The 23,697-nt window shown below is 66.3% G+C and carries 22 protein-coding genes; 13 read left to right on the plus strand and 9 right to left on the minus strand.

All coding sequences use genetic code 11. The features are described from left to right. Nucleotides 1–6 precede the first annotated feature (6 nt). The 4 genes from FXF75_RS09675 to FXF75_RS09690 all read left to right on the plus strand — a co-directional run bounded on the left by FXF75_RS09675 (nt 7) and on the right by FXF75_RS09690 (nt 4,575). Nucleotides 7–1,164, plus strand: coding sequence for a thiolase family protein (locus tag FXF75_RS09675; protein WP_163521668.1), 1,158 nt, complete (start codon nt 7–9; stop codon nt 1,162–1,164). Further along, the gene (locus tag FXF75_RS09680) at nt 1,165–1,530 is read left to right on the plus strand and encodes a Zn-ribbon domain-containing OB-fold protein (RefSeq protein ID WP_163521669.1); all 366 of its coding nucleotides are present in this window, start codon (nt 1,165–1,167) and stop codon (nt 1,528–1,530) included. Nucleotides 1,531–1,867: 337 nt separating this feature from the next. Next, nucleotides 1,868–2,803, plus strand: coding sequence for an ABC transporter ATP-binding protein (locus FXF75_RS09685; RefSeq protein ID WP_163521670.1), 936 nt, complete (start codon nt 1,868–1,870; stop codon nt 2,801–2,803). Further along, a complete protein-coding gene (locus FXF75_RS09690; protein WP_163521671.1) occupies nt 2,800–4,575 on the plus strand; it encodes an ABC transporter permease in 1,776 nt (591 codons plus the stop codon). The genes FXF75_RS09685 and FXF75_RS09690 overlap by 4 nt, the downstream gene beginning before the upstream one ends. Nucleotides 4,576–4,671: 96 nt before the next feature. Here the strand turns inward: FXF75_RS09690 and FXF75_RS09695 are convergent, their stop codons facing one another. Further along, on the minus strand, nt 4,672–6,108 hold the full coding sequence (locus FXF75_RS09695; RefSeq protein ID WP_163521672.1) for an alpha/beta fold hydrolase: 1,437 nt from the start codon (nt 6,106–6,108) through the stop codon (nt 4,672–4,674). Between the two features lie 337 nt (nt 6,109–6,445). On the opposite strand from FXF75_RS09695, the gene FXF75_RS09700 reads away from it, so the two are divergent. Both FXF75_RS09700 and FXF75_RS09705 read left to right on the plus strand, forming a co-directional pair. Continuing rightward, the gene (locus tag FXF75_RS09700; RefSeq protein ID WP_163521673.1) at nt 6,446–6,826 is read left to right on the plus strand and encodes a MaoC/PaaZ C-terminal domain-containing protein; all 381 of its coding nucleotides are present in this window, start codon (nt 6,446–6,448) and stop codon (nt 6,824–6,826) included. Nucleotides 6,827–6,962: 136 nt separating this feature from the next. Then, nucleotides 6,963–7,517: a metal-dependent hydrolase gene (locus tag FXF75_RS09705; protein WP_163521674.1), complete on the plus strand. Its 555-nt coding sequence runs from the start codon at nt 6,963–6,965 to the stop codon at nt 7,515–7,517. Here FXF75_RS09705 and FXF75_RS09710 read toward each other — a convergent pair whose 3' ends face one another. Then, nucleotides 7,518–8,543 carry a hypothetical protein gene (locus FXF75_RS09710; protein ID WP_163521675.1) on the minus strand — a complete coding sequence of 342 codons (1,026 nt, stop codon included), beginning with the start codon at nt 8,541–8,543 and terminating at the stop codon, nt 7,518–7,520. It abuts the gene before it with no gap. Between the two features lie 84 nt (nt 8,544–8,627). After that, nucleotides 8,628–9,833 carry an enhanced intracellular survival protein Eis gene (gene eis, locus FXF75_RS09715; RefSeq protein WP_163521676.1) on the minus strand — a complete coding sequence of 402 codons (1,206 nt, stop codon included), beginning with the start codon at nt 9,831–9,833 and terminating at the stop codon, nt 8,628–8,630. 113 nt (nt 9,834–9,946) lie between these two features. Here eis and FXF75_RS09720 point away from each other — a divergent pair, with 113 nt between their 5' ends. Beyond that, on the plus strand, nt 9,947–10,177 hold the full coding sequence (locus tag FXF75_RS09720; RefSeq protein WP_163521677.1) for a hypothetical protein: 231 nt from the start codon (nt 9,947–9,949) through the stop codon (nt 10,175–10,177). A 17-nt stretch (nt 10,178–10,194) separates the two neighbouring features. Here FXF75_RS09720 and FXF75_RS09725 read toward each other — a convergent pair whose 3' ends face one another. Then, on the minus strand, nt 10,195–11,283 hold the full coding sequence (locus FXF75_RS09725; protein WP_163521678.1) for an NADH:flavin oxidoreductase/NADH oxidase: 1,089 nt from the start codon (nt 11,281–11,283) through the stop codon (nt 10,195–10,197). 189 nt (nt 11,284–11,472) lie between these two features. On the opposite strand from FXF75_RS09725, the gene FXF75_RS09730 reads away from it, so the two are divergent. After that, on the plus strand, nt 11,473–12,108 hold the full coding sequence (locus FXF75_RS09730) for a hypothetical protein (RefSeq protein ID WP_163521679.1): 636 nt from the start codon (nt 11,473–11,475) through the stop codon (nt 12,106–12,108). Between the two features lie 27 nt (nt 12,109–12,135). On the opposite strand, the gene FXF75_RS09735 is transcribed toward FXF75_RS09730, so the two are convergent. From FXF75_RS09735 to FXF75_RS09745, 3 genes are all read right to left on the minus strand, one after another. Beyond that, nucleotides 12,136–12,975 (minus strand): hypothetical protein, encoded by an 840-nt coding sequence (locus FXF75_RS09735; protein ID WP_163521680.1) that lies wholly within the window; start codon nt 12,973–12,975, stop codon nt 12,136–12,138. 81 nt (nt 12,976–13,056) lie between these two features. After that, nucleotides 13,057–13,590, minus strand: coding sequence for a DNA starvation/stationary phase protection protein DpsA (gene dpsA, locus FXF75_RS09740; RefSeq protein ID WP_163521681.1), 534 nt, complete (start codon nt 13,588–13,590; stop codon nt 13,057–13,059). 151 nt (nt 13,591–13,741) lie between these two features. Next, on the minus strand, nt 13,742–14,539 hold the full coding sequence (locus FXF75_RS09745) for a sugar phosphate isomerase/epimerase (RefSeq protein WP_163521682.1): 798 nt from the start codon (nt 14,537–14,539) through the stop codon (nt 13,742–13,744). 140 nt (nt 14,540–14,679) lie between these two features. On the opposite strand from FXF75_RS09745, the gene FXF75_RS09750 reads away from it, so the two are divergent. After that, on the plus strand, nt 14,680–15,321 hold the full coding sequence (locus FXF75_RS09750) for a plastocyanin/azurin family copper-binding protein (protein ID WP_163521683.1): 642 nt from the start codon (nt 14,680–14,682) through the stop codon (nt 15,319–15,321). A 133-nt stretch (nt 15,322–15,454) separates the two neighbouring features. On the opposite strand, the gene FXF75_RS09755 is transcribed toward FXF75_RS09750, so the two are convergent. Then, complete coding sequence (locus FXF75_RS09755; RefSeq protein WP_163521684.1) at nt 15,455–16,669, minus strand: Cdc6/Cdc18 family protein; 1,215 nt, start codon at nt 16,667–16,669, stop codon at nt 15,455–15,457. Nucleotides 16,670–17,137: 468 nt separating this feature from the next. On the opposite strand from FXF75_RS09755, the gene FXF75_RS09760 reads away from it, so the two are divergent. Then, nucleotides 17,138–18,499 (plus strand): hypothetical protein, encoded by a 1,362-nt coding sequence (locus tag FXF75_RS09760; protein WP_163521685.1) that lies wholly within the window; start codon nt 17,138–17,140, stop codon nt 18,497–18,499. 163 nt (nt 18,500–18,662) lie between these two features. Here FXF75_RS09760 and FXF75_RS09765 read toward each other — a convergent pair whose 3' ends face one another. Next, complete coding sequence (locus FXF75_RS09765; protein WP_163521686.1) at nt 18,663–20,093, minus strand: aldehyde dehydrogenase; 1,431 nt, start codon at nt 20,091–20,093, stop codon at nt 18,663–18,665. A 160-nt stretch (nt 20,094–20,253) separates the two neighbouring features. Here FXF75_RS09765 and FXF75_RS09770 point away from each other — a divergent pair, with 160 nt between their 5' ends. From FXF75_RS09770 to FXF75_RS09780, 3 genes are all read left to right on the plus strand, one after another. Then, entirely contained in the window at nt 20,254–21,084 is an 831-nt protein-coding gene (locus tag FXF75_RS09770; protein WP_309221786.1) for a carbon-nitrogen hydrolase family protein, read from the plus strand. Nucleotides 21,085–21,169: 85 nt separating this feature from the next. Further along, complete coding sequence (locus tag FXF75_RS09775; protein WP_163521687.1) at nt 21,170–22,147, plus strand: carbohydrate kinase; 978 nt, start codon at nt 21,170–21,172, stop codon at nt 22,145–22,147. Between the two features lie 125 nt (nt 22,148–22,272). Further along, complete coding sequence (locus tag FXF75_RS09780) at nt 22,273–23,631, plus strand: MFS transporter (RefSeq protein ID WP_375335534.1); 1,359 nt, start codon at nt 22,273–22,275, stop codon at nt 23,629–23,631. Nucleotides 23,632–23,697: the final 66 nt, after the last annotated feature.

The raw sequence follows: 23,697 nt of genomic DNA on the forward strand, positions 1-23,697 counted from the left end.
AAACGCATGGACCGCGTAGCAATCATCGGGGCGTCGATGACCGAGTTCGGCGAGCGCGACGCGTGGCTGCGCGAGTTGCTCGCGCAGGCCGGGCGCGAGTGCCTCGCCGACGCCGGAGCGTCCCCCGACGACGTAGACCACCTGTACGTCTCGAACATGGCCAGCGGGGAGTTCGAGGGCCAGACCGGCGTACCGAACGCGCTGGCTCACGACCTCGGCGCGCTCCCCGCCTACACCCAGCGAGTGGACCAGACCTCCGCCTCGGGCGGGGCGGGCATCTACGCCGCGTGGCAGTCGGTCGCCTCCGGAGCGAGCGACCTGACCCTGCTCGTCGGCGGCGAGAAGATGACCCACAAGACGACCGCCGAGGCGACCGACGTTATCGCCTCGCTCACCCATCCGGTGGAGTACAAGCACGGTGTCACGCTCCCGAGTTTCGCGGGGCTCACGGCGCGTCGGTATCTCCACGAGTACGACGCGCCCCGCGAGAGTCTGGCGAAGGTCGCGGTGAAGAACCACGAGAACGGGCTCGACAACCCCCACGCACAGTTCCGGAAGGAAGTGAACTTGGAGACCGTGATGGAGTCGCCAATCGTGGCCGACCCCCTGCGACTGTACGACTTCTGTCCCATCACCGACGGGAGCGCGGGCCTGCTGTTCTGTCCGGAGTCCGTGGCCGAAGAGTACGTCCCCGAGGACGAGTACACCGTGGTCTCGGGCATCGGGGGCGCGACCGACACCCACGTCGTCCACGAGCGCGACGACCCGACCGTGATGGGCGGGGCCGTCGAGAGTTCCGACGACGCCTACGAGATGGCCGGGCGCGGCCCGGACGACGTCGACGTGGCGGAACTCCACGACATGTTCACCATCTTGGAGTTCCTCCAGAGCGAGGCAGTCGGCTTCTTCGAGCAGGGCGAGGGCTGGAAGGCCGTCGAGGAGGGCGTCACCGACCGCGACGGGGAGTTGCCCATCAACACCTCGGGCGGTCTCAAGTCGAAGGGCCATCCCCTCGGCGCGAGCGGCGTCGCACAGGCCTACGAGATTCACCAGCAGTTGCTCGGCGAGGCGGGCGACCGGCAGGTCGATTGCGAGGTCGGACTGGCCTGCAACGTCGGCGGATTCGGCAACTGCGTGACCACCACGATTCTGGAGGAGCCATAGATGACGCTGAACGCACACCGCTGTCCGAACGGCCACCTGACGTATCCGGGCCACGAACTCTGCCCGGAGTGCGGCGAGGAACAGACCGACACCATCGACCTGAGTGGCGAGACCGGGGAGGTCGTGACGTGGACGACCAGCACCGCGACCCCGCCGGGCGTCCGCCAACCGAACTCGCTGGCCATCGTGGAGTTCCGTGTCGAGGGCGAGTCGGTGCGCGCCATCGGCCAACTGACCGAGGACACCGAGGTCGAAATTGGCGACGAGGTGCGCCCGGTCTACGCCGAGGAGTTGCGCGACCCCGACGCCGGAATCCGGGAGAAGGAGAGTCAGGAGTGGGATGGGTACAGATTCGAACCGGTCTGAGCGAACGCCCGTGTGAGCGACCCGGTTCAAATCTGCAGGTTCGAATCGGCCTAAGCGAGGGTTAAGACCCGTACGACCTCCAAACCCCAAGCCGAACCACCAGAAGTACGGCAGGTAATTGGAGATATATTTGATGCTGAATGGACCTCATCAGACACTATTGATAGAGAGAACGAGTCCAGATTGTGTCGCGGGTGCACCCATTCGCTATCCGGGTCGAGCGGTCGGCGTGTACGTCGCATCTGTCTGTTTAGATCCATAGGGCTGTTCCGAACAGGGCCATTAGACCGAGATACGGTGATTTTATTATTCGTACATATATCATACCATATACACGATGCCCTCCATCGAGACGCACGGCCTGACGAAATGCTTCGGCGGCGATGTCGTCGCCGTCGACGATCTTAATCTCGCGGTCGATTCCGGGGAAGTGTTCGGCTTTCTCGGGCCGAATGGCGCTGGCAAGTCCACGACGATCGATATGATACTCGATTTCGTCCGGCCAACATCGGGCGAAATCACCGTTCTCGGACACGATCCACAGACGAACCCGCGTGCCGTCCGGGAACGCATCGGTGTCCTCCCCGAAGCAACGGGGTTCTACGATCAGGACACTGCCCGTGACCACCTCCGGTTTGCGATTGCGATGAAACGGACGAATGACGACCCTGATACCCTGCTCGAGCGTGTTGGTATCGCCGATGCTGGCGATCGGTCAGTGGGTGGCTTCTCGAAGGGAATGCGCAAGCGGCTCGGCCTGGCCATCGCTCTCGTCGGTTCTCCTGACTTGCTCGTTCTGGACGAACCGCTCGGCGGATTAGACCCTTCGGGGGCGCGGCTTCTCCGGGATGTAGTCCGCGAAGAACGCGACCGTGGCGCGGCCGTCTTCTTCTCCAGTCACATCATGAATCAGGTGGAGACGGTCTGTGACAGGGTCGGAATCATGCACGACGGTCACCTCGTCGCGGTCGATACGGTCAAATCACTCTATTCGAGTTCAGCGACGCCTGCAACAGTCTCGATTTTGGTCGAGACAGTGCCCGAAGGAGTCACCGACGAACTCGCGGCGCTCAGAGGTGTGTCGGAGGCGACGATCCAGAAGGAATCGATTCTCGTCAGGTGTACCGACCCAGCGGCCAAAACCGACGCAATCGCTCGGTTGGACGAGAAGGGCGTTCCCATCCTCGACGTCGATACCGAGATGCCGTCGCTGGAGGATGTATTCCTGACAATCACCAACGATTCGGATGCAAAGGGTGCGGACCGCACATGAACCGCGTTTTCACTATTGCCCGAGAAGACGCTCGCCGCGCGTTTCGCAGTCGCCTCGTCTGGGGTGCAATCGGACTACTCGCTGTGATGTTTCTGCCGTCCACGGGGTCGAGTGCAACCCCGGATGTCCATCCGATTCTGGAGTATCTTTTACTCCTACCGATAGAATTGATGACCTTCTCGCTCGTGGTCGTTGCTGCCGTCGGATACAGCGCCGTCGTCGACGAACGGGTCACTGGGACACTCCGATTCGTCCTCGGCCTGCCCGCGACGAGACGCGACCTCGTCCTCGGCAAACTCCTCTCCCGGGTCGGAATCGCCGTCACGGCACTGGGTGTAATCCTCGTGATTGCTAACGTCCTCGTCTACCGAGGTTACGGCAGTCCGTACTTGTTCCCGTTCTGGGTGATGGGGGGATGGATGCTCGCCTACGTCGTGGTCTGGAGTCTCGTAACAATCGGCTATTCGGCCGCGTTCGATTCGCCGTATCGGACACTCGGTGCACTCGTCGTGACCCACATCGTATTCAGTTTCAACTTCGGCGTGTGGAGCGTCGTCATCCGGCCGCTGTTCGCGCTCCTGTTCACCGGGTCGCTGAATCCACCGTCGTACGAGACATTGGCCACAGCGCCACTGTGGTTGCGTGTCACGGAGCGGCTCAATCCCCTCGTCGATTTCTGGGCTGCAATGCGCTGGTCTATCGAGTCCGTCGGCCCGGGAACGCCAACTGGCGGACCACTCCCCCACGTGCTCGGCACGTTGGTCTTTCTGTCGTTCGGGATGTTACCATTCGTGCTTGGAATACGTCGGTTCGAGCGAACGGACCTCGGAAGTGAACAGTCGGGTTTCCACACGGGAGACAGACTTTGGCGGTCCCTGTGGAGTGTCCGGGCGGCCGTCGGGGGGAGTGTGTCAATCCCTCGGGCACCAAGGCGGTCAAGTCGGGTCTGGCGTCTCGCTACCGCGGACCTCAGACATACGCTACAGAATTGGGTCGTCGCAGGCGCACTCGTCGTTACCCTCTTGCTCGCGGGACCCTCCCTCTGGAGCCGTATCGGAACTAGCTCCGTTTTCACTAATACGGAAGTGCTCACGCGAATCCACAACCCGTTCACCCTTCCGGTCGTGGTTCTCGGAATCGCTGTCGGACATAACGCTGTCGTTGGTGAACGGTCTTCCGGAACCGGTAGACTCCTCCTCGCGATGCCGGTTACGCGCCGTGACCTCGTCCGGGGAAAACTCCTCTCCCGAGTTGGAATCGTAGTCGCTACGCTTCTTCCGCTCGTGCTCTTTGCCGAGGCGCTGGTTGTGACGCGCCTCGGAAGTCCGTATCCGGGCGCGTTACTCGCTTGGGCAGGATGGACGCTTCTGTACGCGATTACATGGACCGCCGTAACCGTAGGTTTCTCGGCGGCAGTCTCGTCACGGTACCGTTCACTGGCGGTCATATCCGCCACATTTCTCTCGTTCGGTGAATTGTGGGACTCACTGGTTCTTCCCGTAGTGGGATTTGTCGTTACCGGGCGATTTTCGGTGGAAGAGTTCGCACAGGCTGCCAATCCGCCGATGTGGTTCCAGTACGCCGACCACCTTAGCCCGTTCGTCGCACTCGATACTATCAGGGAAGGACTCTTCGAGGCGACCGGATATGGGACTCAGCATACAGATTTGGTCGTGCCGCTCTTCTCGTACAGTATAGTAGTCCTGATCCTGTTCGCAGGCGGGATATTCGTAATCGGTGAGAGACGATTCGACCGAAGTGACTTAGGGTAATCACACGACTGATACGCATTCTGAACCGCGCATCGCGTAGTTGTGAAGGGTCGGACCGACGTTTGGATGAGAAGTATAGGTAGAGTAATCTACGCGTCACTCGGCGCTGTCGTCGGTGACGCGCTCGGCGAACGACGCCACGTCCGACACGACCGCCTCGGCGACGTGATTCTGCTGGAAGTACTCCTCGTTGCCCGGTTTGCCGCTACCGGGCATGAAGAAGTGGTTGAGCTTCGGGTACCGCTGGAAGGTGACGTTCGACCGGTCGCCGAGCGCCCGCTTCCACCGCGCGAGGTCGTCCTCGACCGTGACCTGATAGTCGCGCTCGCCTTGGAGGAACAACTGCGGCACGTCGAGACGCTTCGCGGTCGCGGTGGCGTCGTACTCCCGGAGCGTGCGCCAGTACTCGTCGCCGCCGAGGTAGATGACCTCGTCGTCGGGAACGTCGAGCGAGCGTATCCGCTCGGCGGTCCGGTTCGCCCTGTCGAGTTGCTGCTGTTCCGGATTGGTCACGGTGCCGTCGAGTCGGGCGAGATACAGGTTCTGGTCGCGTATCGCCCGCGGTGCCGACCGGGCCAGCGCCGCGAGCATGACGATGCCAGCGAGGTCGCCGTCGCGTGCGGCGATGCGGGGTGCCAGCGTCGCGCCGATGCTGTGGCCGACCACGACCACGTCGTCGGAGGCGACGGTCGGGGTCTCGCGCAGTCGCTCGACCGCGGTCAACGCGTCGTCGGTCACCGCTTCGTCGATGGTAATCTCGGCGAGGTCCACGTCGCAGGCCTGCGTGCGCTTGTCGTACCGGAGGACCGAGACGCCCCGGGAGGCGAGTCCCCACGCGAGGTCCTTGTACGGCTTGTTCGGACCGACGGACCCGTCGCGGTCGCTCGGTCCCTGTCCGTGGACCAGCACGACGCCGGGGGCCTCTTGGACCTCTTTCGGGACCGTCAGCGTTGCGCCGAGCGAGCAGTCGCCGGGTGCGTCCAGCGACACCGACTGTTCGGTGAACGCCGACTCGTCGGCGTACGACGGTGACGACCAGTTTGCCGCCGTCTGGCGAACGCGGAACCCCGTGATGCCGTCCTCCCCGAACGCCAGCACGACCTTCCGCTGGCCGCGCTCGAAGTTGGCGATGGCCGTCACCACGTCGTATCCGCCCTGCTCGCCGGTTTCGAAGTTCGAGAGCGACAGGAACGCTCCGTTCTGCTCTTCGAGCCTCGACCAGACCTGTTTCAGTTGGTCCGGGCCGAGTTGTCGGGCCGCCTTCGGGCCGAATCGCTCGTGGGCGGTCTCGTAGGAACCGTCGTCGAGGAGACCGACGAACCCCTTCGCCCGGCGTTCGAGTTCGGCCGGGTCCGCGGTCGTGCTGACCGTTGTCGTCTCCGTCGGTTCTGCGGTCGAAGTTGTGGTCGAGGTCGTCTCCGTAGTCTCGGTCGGGTCTGATTGCGCTGGACCGGACGATTGGCATCCGGCGAGGAACGCCGTCAGTCCCGCGCCTGTGGCGGTCAAGAGGGTTCGTCTGTCGAAGTCGTTCATGGATGAGCGTGTCGCTGTCTGAAACGTTCGCCGTTCGGTGCTTGCGATACGGTATCGAATGCTCGGCCCCGCGAGCGCCGCGAGACGCGGCGACGATTCCGTCGGCCGGGCGAGCGGTCAGTCGGGAGCGATGGGTTTCGGGACATGGTTCGATGGCTGGGAGACCCTTCCGTAAAGCATCCTTTACAGTAAAGCGTGCTTTACACATTTACTTAGTTCTACCGGAACGGTTGACACTTCTGCGGCGCGGAGCGCGGGGGTCAAGCGTGGAACGACACGGGTCGAAGGTTCTTCCGAATCGATAGTTCCAGTAGCCCCCGAGCAGAAATCGACACGGATGACCGTACCCACAGAAGGCGACACCCGAACCTTCGAGCGAACCTTCACGCCAGAGGAGGTCCGACAGTTCGCCGAACTCTCCGGTGACCGACAGCCTCGCCACCTCGAATCCGACGAGGATGGCCGCCTACTGGTCCACGGACTGCTTACGGCCACGATGCCCACGAAAATCGGCGGTGAACTCGAAGTTCTCGGGCGTTCGATGACATTCGAATTCCTCCGCCCCGTCTACACGGGCGACACCGTGACCTGCGAGATGACCGTCGAGACGGTCGAGGAGCGCGAAGACCGCTACGACCTCACCGCGTCGGTTACCTGCGAGAACGAGGACGGCGAGTCAGTGATGACGGGCACCGTCGAGGGACTCGTCCGGAAGTGAGACGACGGAGAGAATCGGGACCGCCGACCGCATCGCGTTCGCCCGGCGCGCCAGCCACCGATACCGACTCGGCGTGTTCGACCGCCAACACCTCATAAACCGGCAGATTAACATTGAACCCGACACCGCTTCCGGTATGTTCCCGCCGGGCCACTACGGGATGGCGCTCGCGCTCTACGCGGTGGTCGGGTACGGACTGCTCTCCCGCGGTTACGAGCGCGACGCGCTCTCCGGCGGCGGTATCGTCCTCGCGTACACGCTCTTCCCGGACTTGGACGGGCAGTTCGAGTTTCTGGTCCACCGAGGCGTGACCCACACCCTCTGGTTCGCGCTGGCGGTCGGCGTCTTCTGCGTGCTGGTCGTGGCGTCGTCGCTCCGACACCGGCCGCGCCGAGAAGCGATTCGGGGGGCGCTCTGGGCGTTCTTCCTCGGGTCGTCGGCGGTCGTCGCCCACCTGCTCGCGGACGTTATCAACCCGTGGGGCGTGATGCCGTTCTACCCCGTCTCGTCGGCGCTCTACTCGCTGGACGTCGTCCGCGCGACCAACGACACTGCCAACTACGCCATGCTCGCCGCCGGGGTCGGCATCGCAACGGTCACGTGGCTCGCGGCCCGGCCGAGACGGTCCCGTCCGTCGCTCGCCCGACGGCTCTACCGGAGATTCCGCGACCGGGAACCGGTAGCCGAGTAGCTACTCGTCGTTCGAGTCGTCGGCGTCGGAATCGCTATCCCCAGATTCGACCTCGTCGGACTCTCCGTCGTCCGACGCGTCACCGTCGGTCTCCCCCGCCTCGTCCGCGTCCTCGACATCGCCGGTCGGCCGGGCGCTCTCGTTCTTCCGATTCTCGATTTCGTCCTTGATTGACCGGAGTTCCGCTTCCACGTCCACTTCCGCGCGGTCGTCGGAGTCGTCCCGGTCCTCGCCCGAACCGTCGTCCTGTTCTCGACCGCGTTCGTCGTCGTCCGCACCCTCGTCGGTGAGTTCGATGGTCGTGCCTCCGTCGAGACCTGTGTCGGTGTGGTCGCGGTCGGCGCGGTTGCTGTCGGTTCGTTCGCGCTCGGCGTTTGGCTCGCCTCGACGGGAGTCGGTGTCGTACCGCTCGCGGTTGATATCGCGTTCGCGCTGACGGGCCTCGTCCACGTCTCGGCGCTCGTCCTCGACCCGGTCGCGTATCTCCCGGTTGATGCGTCGAACGTCGTCGAGGATGCCCCGCGCCTCGTCCTCGCGGGGCAGGTCGCTCTCTCGAATTGTGGTCTCGACCTCTTCGAGCGCGGACTCCAGTCGGTCGAGCGTGAGTCTGCTCGCGTCGGCCGCCCTGCTTTCGAGGCGGTCGCGCTCCTCGTCCACGACGCTCCGCTCGGGGTCGAGGACCCGAACCACCTGCTGGAGCGCCTTCAGCGCGCGGAGGTTGGCTTCGAGGACGGCGATGGCGGTCGGAATCGCGTACTCGCCGGTGAACGACAGCACCTCGCGGGGGGTCGGCGGTCGCGGCAGGCCGAGCGGTCCCTCCGGCGGTCGGCCGAGTTCGTCGCGGAGTTCGCGCACTCGCGCTTCGAGTTCGGCGACGCGCTCGTCGATGTCCTCGGGGTCTCGCCGGTCCGGGGAGCCGTGTCGGTCGTCGGGGTTCTCGGCGTCTCGGGGGTCCACTACGTCGCGGCGGTCGCCGGGTGTACGCCGGTCGTCCCGGTCGCGTCGGTCGTCGCGGTCGTCTCTCATGGTCGCTCCTACGTGTCGCGGCGTAAAGAGTTTGGCCGCTTTTCGAGATAGAGTAGAAAAGTCGCGCTCGGCGCGGACGACCTCTCAAAATCCCTCGCGCAGGAACACGTCGCGCTCGGGGAACATCGCCGACAGCGTCTCGCGTGCGACGGGCGTCCGCACGTCGAGGTCGGTCAGCGACTCCGCGTCCGCGACTGAGTGATAGCCGACGTAGACCTGCGAGAGCGCGGAGACGCCGGTCACGACGTCGGCCTCCGCCTCTCCCGCAGTCCGCTCGCAGGTCGCCCGGCCGCCCTCGACCCGGACCCGGAACGTACCGTCGTTCCAGTCGGCGAGCGAGTCCGAGACCCTTACGGTGAACGAGGCGTCCGGCGCGTCGGGGTAGTCCAGCGCCTCGAACGCCGCCGGAACGTCCACGAGGCGGACCATCGGTCCGGGCTTGATTTCGCAGTCGACGTCCGCGGGGTCGGTCGCCGAATCGAGCAGGGTGGTCTCAAGCGGGCGGTTGACGCTCACTCGCTCGACCTGCGAGTCGTGGTCGGCGAGGAACCGAAGCAGGTTCACCCGCGCCTCGCGGTCGGCGGCCGCGAAGTCGGAGACGTGGAGTCGCTTCCCCTCGCTCTCGACCTCGTCTTTCACGCGGTAGACGAGGTAGCCCCGGAGTTCACCGTCCTCGGACTCCCAGCCGTACGCGTAGGGGTCGGTCTGCCACCCGCTGAAGATGCGCTCGCGCCACCACGCCTCTGTGCGCTCGATGCCGAGTTCGTACCCCGCGTCGGCGGCCGCGAGGACCGAGTCGAGGCGCTCGTACTCGTCGGCGTCGATTGGGCGGAACTCGCCGCCAGCGAGGGAGTCGTCTCTGGTCCACGCCAGCGCCTCGGGGTCGCACTCGTACCGGGTCCACTTGTTCGCCAGTCCCCAGCCCTGTCGCTCGTAGAACGGATGCTCGAACGCCCAGAGGGCCGTCAGAACGTCGCCGCGGTCGCGGTACTCTCGCAACGATTCCCCGAGAAGACGGGTGACGTGGCCCTGTCGTCGGTGTTGGGGCGGGGACGCCACCGCCGACAAGCCGGGCATCTCGAACTGCTGGTCCCGGAGGTGAGTCCGGAACCAGTAGTGCCGACAGACACAGAGCATGCTGTCGCCGTCGAACAGCGCGCGCTCGTCACCGGGTTGCTCGTCCGGGTCCCAGTCGTACTCGTCCTGCGGGCCGTCTTCGGGACTGAACGCGTACTCGACGTACTCCTGAAACTGCTCTTTCCGGTCGTCCGGAAGCGGCCGGTACTCCATGGCGTAGGGCGCGTCCCGGGCAGACAAATAGGTTGCTCCGGTGTGAGACGGGGTCGCAGGAAGCCCAGCGCAGGTTGCGAAGCATTTTCGTCGGACGAGTAACACGTCGAAATGTGTCCCGAATTTCCGCCCGCGACGCCCTCGAGTACGCCACGCGAGACGAGTTCCTGAAACTCTACGGCGTCCTCGTCGTCGGGTGGACGCTGACGCTCGTCGGTCAGTCCGTGGCGGCCGGAGCGACGCCTTTCGGGTTGCTCCTCGGAACCCTCGTCGTCATCGCGGGCCTCCTTGCGATGCTGGCCGCCGCGGTGGCAACCCTCCGCAAGATTCTCGCGGAGCGTTGACCGTCCGTCGGGCCGACCTACTCCGCCGCGCGACGGTACTGAATCGGCCACTCCACCTCGTCGGCGTCCAACTTCTCGGCGGCGTGGAGCGCGAAGTACGGGTCTCGGAGGTGTTCCCGACCGACGATGGCGAGGTCCGCGCGGTCGTTGCGAATCACGGCGTCGGCCTGTTCGGCCTCGGTGATGCCGCCGACCGCACCCACCAGCGCCTCGGTCGCCTCGCCGACGCGTTCGGCGTAGCGCACCTGATAGTTCGGTCCGGTCTGGGGAATCTGCTGGTCGGGGTGGGTGCCGCCCGAACTCACGTCCACGAGGTCCGCACCCGCGTCTGCGAGCAAGGGGGCGAGGCGCGCGGTATCCTCGACGGTCCACGACTCGCGGTCGGGCAACCAGTCGCTCGCCGAGACCCGGACGAAGACCGGTCGGTCGCCCGGCCAGACCTCACGGACGGCCGCCACGACCTCTCTGATGAGACGCGTTCGCCCCTCAAAGTCGCCGCCGTACTCGTCCTCGCGGCGGTTCGTGACCGGCGAGAGGAACTCGTGGAGCAGGTAGCCGTGTGCGGCGTGGACTTCGGCGATTTCGAAGCCCGCGTCGAGCGCGCGTTCGGCCGCGGCGACGAAGTCCTCCTTCAGGGCTTCGATGTCATCGCGGGTCATCTTCCGGGTCTCGGTCTCGCCGTCCTCGTAGGGGTACGGAATCGCGCTCGGCGCGAGCGTCTCCCACCCGCCTTCGTCGGGCGCGAGCGGTTCGCTCCCGTCCCACGGCCGGGTCTTGCTCGCCTTGCGTCCCGCGTGGGCGAGTTGGATGGCGGGGGTCGCGCCGCGGTCGGAGACGAACTCGGCGATAGGTTCGAGCGCGTCGGCGTGGTCGTCGCTCCAGATGCCGAGGTCGTTGGGCGTGATGCGGCCTCGCGGTTCGACCGCCGTCGCCTCGGTCATCACGATGCCAGCGCCGCCGGTCGCGCGACTGCCGAGGTGGACCTCGTGCCAGTCGGTCGCCAATCCGTCTCGGTCGCAGGAGTACTGGCACATCGGCGATACCATCACTCGGTTTCGGACCGTCGTCTCGCGAATCGACAGTGGGCTGAACAGATGGTCAGTCATCGCGTGTGTCTCGTCACTCGGGGTCCGAAAGGCCTCTGCTCACCCACGTTTCTTGCCGACGACTGGGAACCGCCGTTTCACCCCTCCGAAACACTTATTGTACGCGCTAGCTTTATTGGTGAATCAATGTGTGGGGAGGAACGAAGGGGGAGTCAGGCGGCGGTCAGATTCCGACGTCGGCTGGCGAATTTGAAACGAAACGGGAGCAACATCCTGCTCGTCGGTTCGGAGGCGCTCGACGCGGCCTGCGAACGGTTGCTCGGAGAGTCGAGCGCGGGACCGCGGTATCGACTGTTCGTGACGACCGACGCTAGACCGGGGGCGGCGGACGCGAAACTCGCGTCCGTCGAGTCGGGACTGCACGGCGACGAGGCGGTGGTCGTGGACTGGCAGGCCGACGTACGCGGGAGTCGCGCGGCCGACGGACCTGCCGCCGATGGTCCGCCGTTCCGACGCGTGAGCGTAGAGAGCGACGACCTGCGCGAACTCGGCGAGACCGTCGAGGAGACTATCGCGCAGTTCGACCCGGGTCCGGACGGGTTCTCACCCGCGGAACTCCGACTCTGCTTCGACTCGATTACGCCGCTGGTCGCCGACTACGACGAGAGAAGCGTCCGTCGGTTCCTGCTCGGCCTGACCGAGACCGTCGAGCGCTTCGACGGGATGGCCCATTACCACCTACCTGTCGAGTACGACTCCGAGGCGGTCCGGTCGGTCGAACCCCTGTTCGACGCGGTAGTCGAGGTACAGTACGGAGACGGCGGCGTGGAGCAACGCTGGCATCTCACGGACCCCGACTTCACGACCGACTGGCTGTCGCTGTAGGTCGCCGGCGAGTTCGGAAAACGTTCGCTACCCTTTCGCCCCTGCTCCGGCGGTAGCGGCCTGCTCGTCCTCGTGGCCGACGTACCACGGATACTGTTCGAGGAGTCGCTTCCAGACGCGAGCGTCGGAACCGGGCGACTCCCGATTCAGCGTCCGAATTCGGCGCAAGTCGCTCTTGTCGAGGCGGTCGAACTGCGGCCTTCCGAGGAGTTCCTCGATACCGCGAGAGTCCTCCGTGCCCTCGATTCGCTGCTTCCGGCGTTCGCGGTCCTCGGCCACGAGTTCGCCGGGACTGAGACTGTAGTAGTACGACTCCACGACCGGAAACCAACCGCGACTGATGGCCCGGTCGGTGCAGGCGAGTAGCGTCGAACGAATCGCCGACTCGGCCTGCTGACGCTCCGACTCCGGTTTCGTGCGACCGACCGTCTCGGCGGCGACCTCGACCAGCGTGTCGTGGGCCGAGAGTAGCGCGTGGAGGTCGTCCACGCAGTCGCTGAGCGCCTCGGCGGTCTTGATTCGGAATCGTCGCTCCGCGCGTTCGTCGTGTTTCAGATACTTCCCCTTGGCGTCGTCCTCGTACTCGCGGGCCGCGAAGTAGCGTTCGTTGACCCGGACGAGTGCCTTCAGATACGCGGCCTTCGCTTCGTCGGCCTCGTCGGACTCCGTTCGACCGTCCGACGAGTCGAGTCCCTCCGAACCGAAGGGCGCGTGGACGACTTTCTGTCCTGCCGCCGACAGTGCCGCGAGAAATCTCTCGCCGTCGTACCGGACGTAGTCGTGTCTCCCGTCGTTCTCTTCGACGAGGTACTTCGACCCCGTGAAGAACGCTTTCGACACCATCGGCGCTGTTTCGTGACGACTCACCGACCGGTAATAAATCTCTCGCGGATTATCACCCGCGAAAATCGAGCGGTAGACGCTCCCGAGACCACACAGAGCGGGGAATCACCGCGGCGAGAGCGAGTCGCGTGCCAGAAAACCGTGGATGGCGTGTGCGCGAGATTCGAGTTCGACCAGTTGCTCGCGGAGGAGCGACCCGGTGGCGTGGTCGCCGAGACTCTCGGCGAGTTCGATGTGACTGCTGACGCTCTCGATGAGGTCGCCGTAGGCGTCGAGGTCGCTCTCCAGCGAGGCACGGACGTCGTACACGTCCGCGCCCTCGAACGGGACGGGACTGTGTCGCTCGAACGCCGCCGGACCGCTCACCGGAACCCCGCCGATGGCAGCGATTCGACCGGCCAGCACGTCGGCGTGACGCTCTGCCTCGGCCGCGGCCTCGCCGAAGAAGCGACCGAGTTCGGCCGACTGCGCCCCGGTGACGGTCCAGTGGTGCTTGCGGAGTTGATGGTAGAGGACGTACGTCGCCGAGAGGTCGGCGTTCAGCGCCTCGACCATCTGCTCGGCCTTCTCGGCGTCGAAGCGCACGGCGTTGCCCTCGACGGTGCCCGCCTGCTGGAGTACCTGCCGCTGTTGGCTCACGTTCGTGTTCCCCCGCGTCGCGTACCACCGGCGGCCGCTTAAACCTGTTCGCAGTCGGTCGCCGCGTCTCGGCCGTCTCTCCTCGTCGGCCGGTCACTCGTCGCCCAACTTTCGTCGGTCGTTCACTCGTCGCCCGTCTCTCGTCGGCCGGTCACTCGCCCACTGTTCCTGCATCGACCGCCGAGAGAACGTCGTCCAGATACTCCTTGCTCACGCCGATGTAGCCGTAGTCGAGGGTGAACACCTCCAGCGAGAGCGACCCCGTCCAGTCCGCCGGGAGCGCGCCCAGCACTCGCTCGAAGTCGATGGTTCCGGACCCGAACGGCAGGTGTTCGTCCTGCGGTTTCCGGGTGTCGTTCAGGTGGAAGTGCGAGATTCGGTCGCCGTGGTCGCCGACGAACCGGGCCATCTCCGCCGAATCGAGACCGTCCACGCGAGCGTGGCCGGTGTCGAACGTCATCGCGGCGTCGGTCTCCTCGAACAGGTCGGGGAAGTTCCGAGTCGAGAACGCACCGCCGGGGATGTTCTCGAAACAGATTTCGACGTCGTCGGGCGTCTCGGCGTCCACTTCCCGGACTGAACCGAGGACGATGTCGCGGAGGTGGTCGCGGTCCCACGCGGGACCCCACGCCTTCGAGTTGGCGTGGGCGACGCCCTTTTCGGCCCCCATCTCGGCCGCGGTTTCGGCGGCCGCGACGAGTTCCCGAATCGCGCCCTCGCGAACGTGTTCGTAGGCCGACCCCACGTCGAGCGCGAACGGGAGGTGGACGAGCAGGTCGAGGTCCCGCGCGGCGGCCGCCTCGCGGACCGCCGCGGGGTCGAACGCCCGGCGCTCGTAGTCGCCGTCCATCAGTAGTTCGACGTAGTCGAATCCGTGCTCCTCGGCGGCGTCGAAGGCCGCCTCGTGGTCCATGCCGAGTTGGGTGACGAACCCGGTCGTACGTTCCATGGCGCGACCACGACGGCCGAGCAGTTAGTCATTGCCGGGGCAGCGGTGGGGCTACCGGCCGTCGTTTGCACTGTCGGTACCGCGTGCGCGTGGCCCGTGGACTCTTACGGATTCCCCGCCAAGTTACGCCGAGAAGGGAGATGACGGGGGACTCTACGACTGCCGAGACCGCGGACTCGACGCGCGAGGGGACGGGAGCGAAGGGTGAACGAGACGAGAGCGACGACGGCGTGACCCGGCGGTCGTTCATCCGGGCGACTGGTGCGACCGCCGCGGCGGGTGCGACCGTCGCGGCCGGGAGCGACGACGCGTCTGCGCAGGCCCAGACCTACCGCTTCGGCGGCGAGGTGGCCGCGTGGCACGGGCGAGCGCCCCCGGAGATTGAGGGCGAGACCAATCCGAGCGTCGAGTTACAGGCCGGAAACGAGTACGAATTCTGGTTCGAGAACCTCGACGGCGCACCGCACAACATCACGATACAGGACGCTCAGGGGAACGTCATCGCCCAGAGCGAACTCATTCAGGAAGAGGGCGCGACCGCCTCCGTGACGTTCACCGCGACGCCGCAGGCGGCCCAGTACATCTGTACGGTTCACCCGACCACGATGGTAGCCGACGTGAACGTGACCGGCGAACTGGAGGGCGGCCAAGGCGGTCCCTCCATAGAGTCGCTGGCGTTGGTCGGCGCTCTCGCCCTCGCGTTCGTCTCGCCCCTGCTGTTCGCACTGTTCCTCTTCTCGCGCAGGACCGACCGCGGCGACGAAACGACGACGAGAACGTAGTCAACCGCCCGTCTCCGCGGTTCGACGACTGCGGTCCGTGGGTCGTTATCGTCCTTGGGACGCCGTGTTTTTCGTGAACGTTTTGCCAATGAGGAAATTCGCCGGAGGCGGATTCCCGAACGCAGCGAAGGTTTCAGAGGTAGCCCTTCACGCTCGCGTGGACACCCATCGACTCGAAGGTCTCTTCGAGGGCGTCCAGCACGACCGCGAGGTCCTGCTGGAGGTCGTACTCCCGGTACTTCCCGCCCGCGGACCCCTCGTTGATTTCGGTGACGTTGAGGATGCCGAGCATCGAGAGGTCGTCCAGATGCTCGCGGAGCCACCGGGCCGTGAGCGAGTCCTTCCCGGCGGCGTCGGCCAGCGACTTGTACCGGGTGTAGATTTCGCGCGAACGGGCGGGCGTGTCGTCCTCGGCCTCCAGCGTGGCGAGGGCGTAGACGACGAGGCGCTCGTGGTCGTTGAGGTCCGCGATGCCGCGGGCGACCTGCTCGCGTTCGAGGAGTTCCCGACCGCGGCGGACGTGCTGTTCGGTGACCTTCTCGTCGTTCTCCTCGCGGGCGAGGTCCCCGGCTTTGAGCAGGAGGTCGAGGGCCTTTCGGGCGTCGCCGGACTCCTGCGCGCCGAACGCGGCGCAGAGCGGGACCACGTCGTCGGTCAGCACGTCCTCCTTGAACGCCACGTTCTTGCGCTGTTCGAGGACCGCCCGGAGTTCGTTGGCGTCGTAGGTCGAGAAGGAGATGGCGCGTTCACACAGCGAGGAGCGGACCTTCGGCGAGAGGGAGTCGCGGAACGTGAGGTCGTTGCTGATGCCGATGAGACCGATGCGGGCCTCCGTGAGGTTCTCGTTCTCGCGGGCGCGCGAGAGTTGATAGAGGATGGAGTCGTCCTTCAGGTGGTCGATTTCGTCCAGCACGATGAGGATGATGCCGCCGTAGTCGTCGAGTTCCTCCCACATCAGGTCGTACACCTGCGAGCGCGAGTAGCCCGTCTCGCTGATGTGGTTCGAGGGGTTGCGCATGGTGTTGACGAGGTTGCTGGCGACTCGGTAGGAGGAGTTGAGACCGTCGCAGTTGATTATCTCGGTCCGGACGTCGAGGTCCTCGTACTGCTCGGCGTTGTCCTCGAGTTTGTTCAGGAGGAATCGCGTGGCGGCGGTCTTGCCCACTCCCGCTTTCCCGTAGAGAAAGATGTTGTCCGGCTGTTCGCCGTAGATTGCGGGTTGGAGCGCACCGTGGTACTCGTCCAGTTCGTCGTCGCGTCCGACCAGCGTGTCCGGCGTGTAATCGTCGAGTAATGCCTCCCGATTGGTGTAGGGGGAGTACTCCCGGACGAAGTCGAAGGAACCCATGGTACTCGGGGACCACTTGTGGCGGGTTCATGAAGGTATCGAAACCACCCGTTCCGCTGATTCCGCTGATTCATGTGAACGATTCGTTTAAGAAATACCCCCACCCCGTCGTTCCGCTGAATCCCGCGAGAGGAGGGTGGGGTGGCCCACCCTGCGCTCTAGAAGAGCAAACTTCTTGTCCTAGTTGGAGAAACCGTATCCGTAAACCAGTCAATTTAGACTATTCCGACTATATTGGCGCGGAAAGAAGTCCGACTCTTCGATGCGACAGACTCCCGCCCACTCCCCCGTGAGAGATTCAGCGGAACGATGGGGTGGGGGCGTTTATAAATTACCCCAAACAGACGAAACAGCGGAAATGGTGGTTGGCTGTACCACGACTGCACCCCGGGCCGACCCCTTCGGTCTCTCGTCGAATATATTCAATACGACCGAATGCTTTTATGCGGCCGTTCGTTCCACCCGTTCGTGGACGACGTTCGAGACGTCAGTGTGAACGACGACGTTAGAGAGATTCGTGGAGACGGCAACCCCGGAGACGTCCGCGTGAACGACCGCCTCCGAGACGTTCGCGGCGCGGTGTACATCCCGCAGAAAGACTGGAACGCTTACCAGATGTGGGCCGACTACCGCAACGCCGTCGTCGAGCGAGACCTCGGCTACGCCGCCACCGTCGGTCTGAACAGTCTCCGCGTCTTCGCGTCCTACGAGTACTGGCGCGAGGACGGTCCGACGTTCTTCGCGCACGTCGAACACCTCCTCTCGGCCTGCGACGCCCGCGGTGTCCGGCCAGTCGTCGTCCTCTTCGAGGCACCGCCGAAGGCCCCGCCCACCGAGGAGAACCTCCGGGCGACGGACCCAGAGAACGCCTTCGGCGTCCACTCGCCGTCGCGTCCCGAGGTGCTGCAACCCCGCGACTGGAAGGGGGACGACCGGTCGCCCGTCCACTTCGCTCGGCGATGGGCGCGGGAGTTCGCCGAGGACGACCGCCTGCTCGCAACCGAAATCATGAACGAACCCGGGGCGGTCCAACCCCGCCGGGATTTCGTGACCGACGCGCTCCGGGCAGTCAGGACCGAGGCACCCGACGCCACCCTCACGATGGGCACCAAGGACGTTCGGTTCGCTCGATTCTACGACCGAGAGGCCCTCGACGGTCTTGCCGGACTCGACGCCTACCAGTTCCACATGAACCTCCCAAAGCGACCGGCCGAGGCCTACGAGTACGTGACCGAACAGCGCGCGCTCGCCGACGAAATCGCCGCGGAAACCACGGGGGCCACGAAATCCTCCGAAACCGACGCCCGCAAACCCCTCTGGTGTACCGAGTGGCAGCGCACGCTGGAGGAACCGCCCTCGCGGTTCGCGCCGAACCTCGCCAGTCTCGCCCCGACGATTCGGAAGGCCCACGCCGATGGAACCCTCGACGGCGACTTCTTCTGGAGTCTGCTGCTCCGCCCGGCCTACCTGCGCGAACCGCGCGAGAAGGGCCGGGTCAACGGTCTCTTCCACGCCGACGGCGCGGTCTACTCCCGGTCCGACGCCGAGTCACTCGCGGGCCGACCGCTCGCGGTCGCCGAACGCGGCGCGCTCCCGGCGTCGTGGCGCGCCCATCGATTCCCGTATCCCGGTCCGGTCGCCGACGGACCGGTCCGGCCGAGCGATGGTGACGTTCGCCCCGGCGACGCGCGCCCTTCGGACCCGGACCACAGTCGCGGGTCGAAATCGGACGGAATCGAGGGGTTTCGCGCGCTCCACGAGTCGCTCGTCCGACGAATCAGAGACGCTCTCGGCTTCGATTCCGGCCGCGGTCGGTCGCGAGAGAAGTGACGACGAGTGGAAGCGCGAGAAGCGAAGAAGTTCAGGTCACTGGACGAGACGAGACCCGAGCGACGAGGAGAGACCGAAGAACAGAGAAGAGACCGAAGAACAGAGAAGAGACCGAAGAACGACTGAGAGACCCAAGAACAAACGAGAGACCGAAGACGGCCGTTCAGAGGATGATGCTCTTCTTCCGGACCATCTCCTCGATGGTCGTGTGGAGGCCCTGCCGACCGATGCCGGAGGACTTGTTACCGCCGAAGGGGATGTCGCCGAGACCGTGGCTCGGAGCACCGTTGATGCGGACCGCACCGGCGTCCAGTCGGTCGCTCAGGTCCATCGCGCGGTCGTAGTCGCTGGTGAACACCGAGGCGTCGAGCGCGAGGTCACCGCGGTTGGCGATTTCGACGGCCTCCTCCTCGTCCTCGAAGGTCGTCACGGCCGCGACCGGGCCGAACTGCTCCTCGTGGACGATGCGGGCGTCGTGGGGCACGTTCGCCAACAGAGTCGGTTCGAAGTGTGCGCCGTCGCGCTCGCCGCCGCGCACGAGGTCCGCGCCCTTCTCGACGGCGTCCTCGACGAGTTCCTCCACCCACTCTGCCTGCCCCTCGTTGATGAGCGGTCCCATCGTGGTGTCCTCCTCGAAGAGGTCGCCGGGTTGCCAGCTATCGACCTCGGCCTCCAGCAGGTCCACGATTTCGTCGTGGACGGACTCGTGGGCCAGCACTCGACTGACCGCCGAACAGCGCTGACCGGCGTACTTGAACGACCCCTTGGCGCACTGGCCAGCCACGTCCGCGAGGTCGGCGTCGGGGAAGACGACCGCGGGGGCGTTGCCGCCGAGTTCCATGTGGAGGTTGACCATGCCGCTCTCCTTGGCGACGTGCTTGCCCGCCGCGCTGGAACCGGTCATCGAGACGACGTCGATTCGGTCGTCGCCCGAGAGGACGTCGCCGATGACGCTCCCGCGACCGGGGACGAAGTTGAACGCGCCGTCGGGCAGGTCGAGTTCCGAAACCACGTCCGCCAGAATCGCGGCGCTGATGGGCGTGTCACTGGCGGGCTTGAGGATGACGCTGTTCCCGGCCGCGAGCGCGGGGGCGACCGACAGCGCCGTGGTCGAGACGGGGTAGTTGTACGGCGTGATTGCCAGTACCGTCCCCATCGGTTCGTGCTTGACGATGGCGTCCCAGCCCTCGTGTCCGGCGGTCGTCCCCTCCCGGAACTCGCCTTTCAGCGACCGAATCTCCTCGCAGGCGCGGCGGAACCGCTCGGCGGCGGCTTCGACCTCGCCGCGCGCCGAGGAGATGGGCTTGCCCGCTTCGCGGACGATGACCTCGGCGAGTTCCTCCTTGCGCTCCAGCAGCCCGTCGGCGATGGCGTCGAGCCACGCGACGCGCTGGGGGATGGTCGTCTCGCGCAGTTCGGCCTGCGCGCGCTCGGCGGCCGCGAGCGCGTCGTCGGCCTGCTCGGGACTCGCGGCGGCGACTTGCGCGAACGACCCGCCGTCAGCGAGGTCAGAGACTTCGAGTACGTCGTCGGCGTCGAGCCATTCGCCGTCGATGTAGAGACGTTCTCGACGCTGGAGTGGTTGTTGGGACATACCCGCCCCTTTGCGCTCCGAGGGTAAAATATTTACTCACGATTGGGTTAATGGTGTCGCGGATTTTCGACTTCTGCGTGGCTCGCACCGCGATGCGACACGACCGCGTCTCCCGCCGTCTACCGCACCGTTTTTCTCGCTCGCCTTCGACCCGATAGCCGTGACCGACACCGATTCGCCGACCGTCGCGGCCTGTCAGATGACGGTCGCCGACCTCGACGTGGACGCGAACCTCGACGCGATACGGGAGCGCGTGGCCGACCTCCCGTCGGACGTGGACGCGGCGCTCTTCCCCGAGTACGCCCTGACGGGGTTCGTCGCCGACGAACGAATCCGCGCCGCGGCACTCCACCGCGACGGCGAGGCCCTCTCCCGCCTGAGCGACCTCGCAGGTGCCACCGACTGCGCGCTCCTCGTCGGGTTCGCGGAGCGCGATACCGACGCCGCCGTCGCCACGAATTCCACCGAGGACGCCGACGACATCGAGTCGAGTTACTACAACGCCGTCGCGTACCTTGACCCTGATGGCGAGACCACCGTCTATCGGAAACGCCACCTCTGGGCGAACGAGCGAGAGGTCCTCGAACCCGGACGCGAGCGCGTCACGGTCGAGACGCCCGCGGGGACGACCGGACTGCTCACCTGCTACGACCTCAACTTCGTGGACGAGAGCGCCGCACTCGCGGGTCCCGACGTGGACGCGCTGTTCGTCGTCGGGGCGTGGCCCGCGGCCCACACCCAGAACTGGAAACTCCTCTTGCGCGCACGCGCGCTCGACGGCGTCCGCTGGGTCGTCGGTGCGGGACGGACCGGAGAGAAGGCGGTCGGCGACTCGACCGAGTACGCCGGGCGCTCCCGGGTCGTCAGACCGGACGGGAGCGTGCAGGCCGGACTGAACCGGGGCGAGCGCGACCTCGTGGCCGAACTCGACCCCGCGGTCCTCGCGGAGTGCCGGGAGTTCATCCCCGTCTTCGACGACACGCACGGATGACGCAAATTGGAACGGAGCGCCGCCGAATCCGCGTCCCGTCTTCCGCCGAATGCTTTTCGGGGCCTGCGCCGAATCTCCGAGACGCATGACCGACTCCGAGCGCAGTCCCGACATCCTCGTCGCCGGGGAGACGCTCGTCGATTTCCTCCCCGACAGCGTCGGCCCGCTCGCCCACGTGGAGAACTTCTCCCGGCGCGCCGGCGGCGCGCCCGCGAACGTGGCCGTCGCGCTCGCGCGCCTGAACGCGACCCCGTGGTTCTGGACGCGCGTGGGCGCGGACCCCTTCGGCGACTACCTCGCCGCGACGCTCTCGTCGTTCGGCCTGCCCGACCGGTTCGTCGAGCGCGACCCCGCGGCCAAGACCGCGCTGGCGTTCGTCAGCCACGACGCCGACGCCGACCGCGCGTTCACCTTCTACCGCGACGGCACCGCCGACACGCGCGTCGAACCCGGCGGCGTCCCCGACGAGACGCTGGATGCAGTCGAGTGGGTGTACGTCGGCGGCGTGATGCTGGCGGCCGACCCCGGTCGGACGGCCACGCTCGACCTCGCCGAACGCGCGACCGAGCGCGGCGCGACCGTCGTCTTCGACCCTAACGCCCGGCCCGAGTTGTGGGACCGAAGCGACCGCGACTTCCAAGCCCTCGTCGCCGAGATGCTCACCTTCGCCGACGTGGTGAAGGCGACCCCCGAGGACCTCGAAGTCGCCGGGTTCGAGGGCGAGTCGCCGGAGGCGCTCTCGGCGGCCGTCACGGAGACCGGACCGCACACCGTCCTGCTGACGCAGGGGGATGCGGGAGCCTTCGCTTACGCGACCGACCGGGCACCGTGGGGCGCTGGCGCGGCTTCCCACGCCGGCTACGACGTGAAGCCGGTGGACACGACCGGCGCGGGCGACGCCTTCACCGCGGGGGCGCTCGCGGCCCTCGCCGACGCTGACGACGACACCTCGCTCTCGGCGGTCCTCGGATTCGCGAACGCGGTGGCCGCCGTCACGACGACGGCCGCGGGCGCGATGGCGGCGTTGCCGACCCGCGAGCAGGTCCGAGAGTTCCGGGACTGAACGCGAGGACATTGGGTTCGACGCCGACCGACGACGCCCTGTTACCGACCGACAAACTACAGCCACGAGCGCCGAGAGTCCCGAACACCCCGGCTTTACGTACCGCCGTTTCGTTCGCTCCGCCAATGGACGAACGGTGGCTCTACGCGTGGGGACTGGGGTCGGTCGCGCTCGGCGCGGCCTCCCTGCTCGTTCCGCTCTACGTCGTCGCGCTCGGCGGCGACCCGACCGCGCTCGGCCTGCTGGCGGCCAGTGCCGCGCTGCTGGGGACGCCCGGCGCGTTACTCTGGGGCCGCATCGCCGACCGAACCCGGAATCCGCGGTCGGTCGTCGTCGCCAGTCTGCTCGGCGCGGCGGTCTCGCTCGGCGCGATTCCGCTCCTCGACTCGGTGGTCGCCGTCCTCGCCGTCAACGCCGTCCTCTGGTTCGTCTCGGCCGCCGCCGCTCCTGTTCTGACGCTCCTCGTCGTGGCCGACGCGCCCGAGCGAGCGTGGTCGGGGCGAATCGCCGCCCTGAATCGCTATCAGGGGTTCGGCTGGGCGGGCGGTCTCGTCCTCGGAACCCTGTGGCTCGGCGTCCTCGCGCCGCAGTTCGACTCCCCGCTCTCGGCGCGGCGCTGGCTGTTTGGCGTCACCGCGGCGCTCGCCGCCGTCTCCGCGGTGGCGGCCGCGAAGTGGATGCCCTCGGCCGCGACCGACCTCGGTCGGGCCGACCGCAGGCGAATCGCGCGCTTCCTCTCTGGGACCCACCGCAACGTCAAGACCGCGACGTTCGCGTTCACTCCGAATCGGCTCTACTGGACGACGCTCGGGCTTCGGCCCCGACACCTCGCCCGGCGATTCACGCCCCGACTGGCGGCGTACTTCCTCGCGGTCGCGCTGTTCTCGACCGGGTTCGCGGCGTTCTGGGCACCGTTACCGGCGTATCTCTCTGCGGAGGGGTACGGCGGCGATGCGACCTTCGGGCTGTATCTCGCCACCAGTCTCGCGTCGGCGGCCTGCTACGGCGCGGTCGGGAGACTCAGCGAGCGGTTCGACGTGCGACTGTTCCAGAGCGCCGCGCTGGGGGTTCGGGCCGCGGCGTTCCCCGTCGTCGCGCTCGTCGGCGCGGCGACCGGACTCGTGGCGACGGGCGGTGCGGTCGGGGTCTTCGTCGTCATCGGCGTGACGTGGGCGGTCATCGCCGTGACCGGAACCGGACTGGTGACTCGTCACGCCCCTGCGTCCATCCGCGGCGAGGCGCTCGGCGTCCACGCCGCGCTGGTGGCGGCGGCGGGCGGGGCGGGAGGACTGCTCGGCGGGTGGACCGCGGAGTTCGGCTATCTGGTGGCGTTCGGGGTCGCGGGCGGTCTCGTCGTGGCGGGCGCGGTCGTGGTCGCCGCGCTCCGGGGACTCTCGACGCCGGGCAGTTCCGGCGCGGAATCGACCGAACGAGGGACCACCGAGCAGACGGAGTCAACCGACCGAGTCGAGACGACCGATTGAACCGAGACGGCCGACCGAGTGAAGACGACCGACTGAGCGCGGACGGACCGGACGCTGACGGCCGAC

Origin of the sequence: Halorussus sp. MSC15.2 (assembly GCF_010747475.1) — an archaeon.
In the GTDB taxonomy this organism is placed as follows: Archaea; Halobacteriota; Halobacteria; order Halobacteriales; family Haladaptataceae; genus Halorussus.

Bases quoted from the DNA above. Each gene is read 5' to 3' on its own strand.
- FXF75_RS09685 (WP_163521670.1), top strand. From the start codon at position 1,868: ATGCCCTCCATCGAGACGCACGGCCTGACGAAATGCTTCGGCGGCGAT.
- eis (WP_163521676.1), bottom strand. From the start codon at position 9,833: ATGGAGTACCGGCCGCTTCCGGACGACCGGAAAGAGCAGTTTCAGGAG.
- FXF75_RS09710 (WP_163521675.1), bottom strand. From the start codon at position 8,543: ATGAGAGACGACCGCGACGACCGACGCGACCGGGACGACCGGCGTACA.
- FXF75_RS09780 (WP_375335534.1), top strand. From the start codon at position 22,273: ATGGACGAACGGTGGCTCTACGCGTGGGGACTGGGGTCGGTCGCGCTC.
- FXF75_RS09700 (WP_163521673.1), top strand. From the start codon at position 6,446: ATGACCGTACCCACAGAAGGCGACACCCGAACCTTCGAGCGAACCTTC.
- FXF75_RS09775 (WP_163521687.1), top strand. From the start codon at position 21,170: ATGACCGACTCCGAGCGCAGTCCCGACATCCTCGTCGCCGGGGAGACG.
- FXF75_RS09675 (WP_163521668.1), top strand. From the start codon at position 7: ATGGACCGCGTAGCAATCATCGGGGCGTCGATGACCGAGTTCGGCGAG.
- FXF75_RS09745 (WP_163521682.1), bottom strand. From the start codon at position 14,539: ATGGAACGTACGACCGGGTTCGTCACCCAACTCGGCATGGACCACGAG.
- FXF75_RS09725 (WP_163521678.1), bottom strand. From the start codon at position 11,283: ATGACTGACCATCTGTTCAGCCCACTGTCGATTCGCGAGACGACGGTC.
- FXF75_RS09750 (WP_163521683.1), top strand. From the start codon at position 14,680: ATGACGGGGGACTCTACGACTGCCGAGACCGCGGACTCGACGCGCGAG.
- FXF75_RS09755 (WP_163521684.1), bottom strand. From the start codon at position 16,669: ATGGGTTCCTTCGACTTCGTCCGGGAGTACTCCCCCTACACCAATCGG.
- FXF75_RS09690 (WP_163521671.1), top strand. From the start codon at position 2,800: ATGAACCGCGTTTTCACTATTGCCCGAGAAGACGCTCGCCGCGCGTTT.
- FXF75_RS09695 (WP_163521672.1), bottom strand. From the start codon at position 6,108: ATGAACGACTTCGACAGACGAACCCTCTTGACCGCCACAGGCGCGGGA.
- FXF75_RS09765 (WP_163521686.1), bottom strand. From the start codon at position 20,093: ATGTCCCAACAACCACTCCAGCGTCGAGAACGTCTCTACATCGACGGC.
- FXF75_RS09705 (WP_163521674.1), top strand. From the start codon at position 6,963: ATGTTCCCGCCGGGCCACTACGGGATGGCGCTCGCGCTCTACGCGGTG.
- FXF75_RS09680 (WP_163521669.1), top strand. From the start codon at position 1,165: ATGACGCTGAACGCACACCGCTGTCCGAACGGCCACCTGACGTATCCG.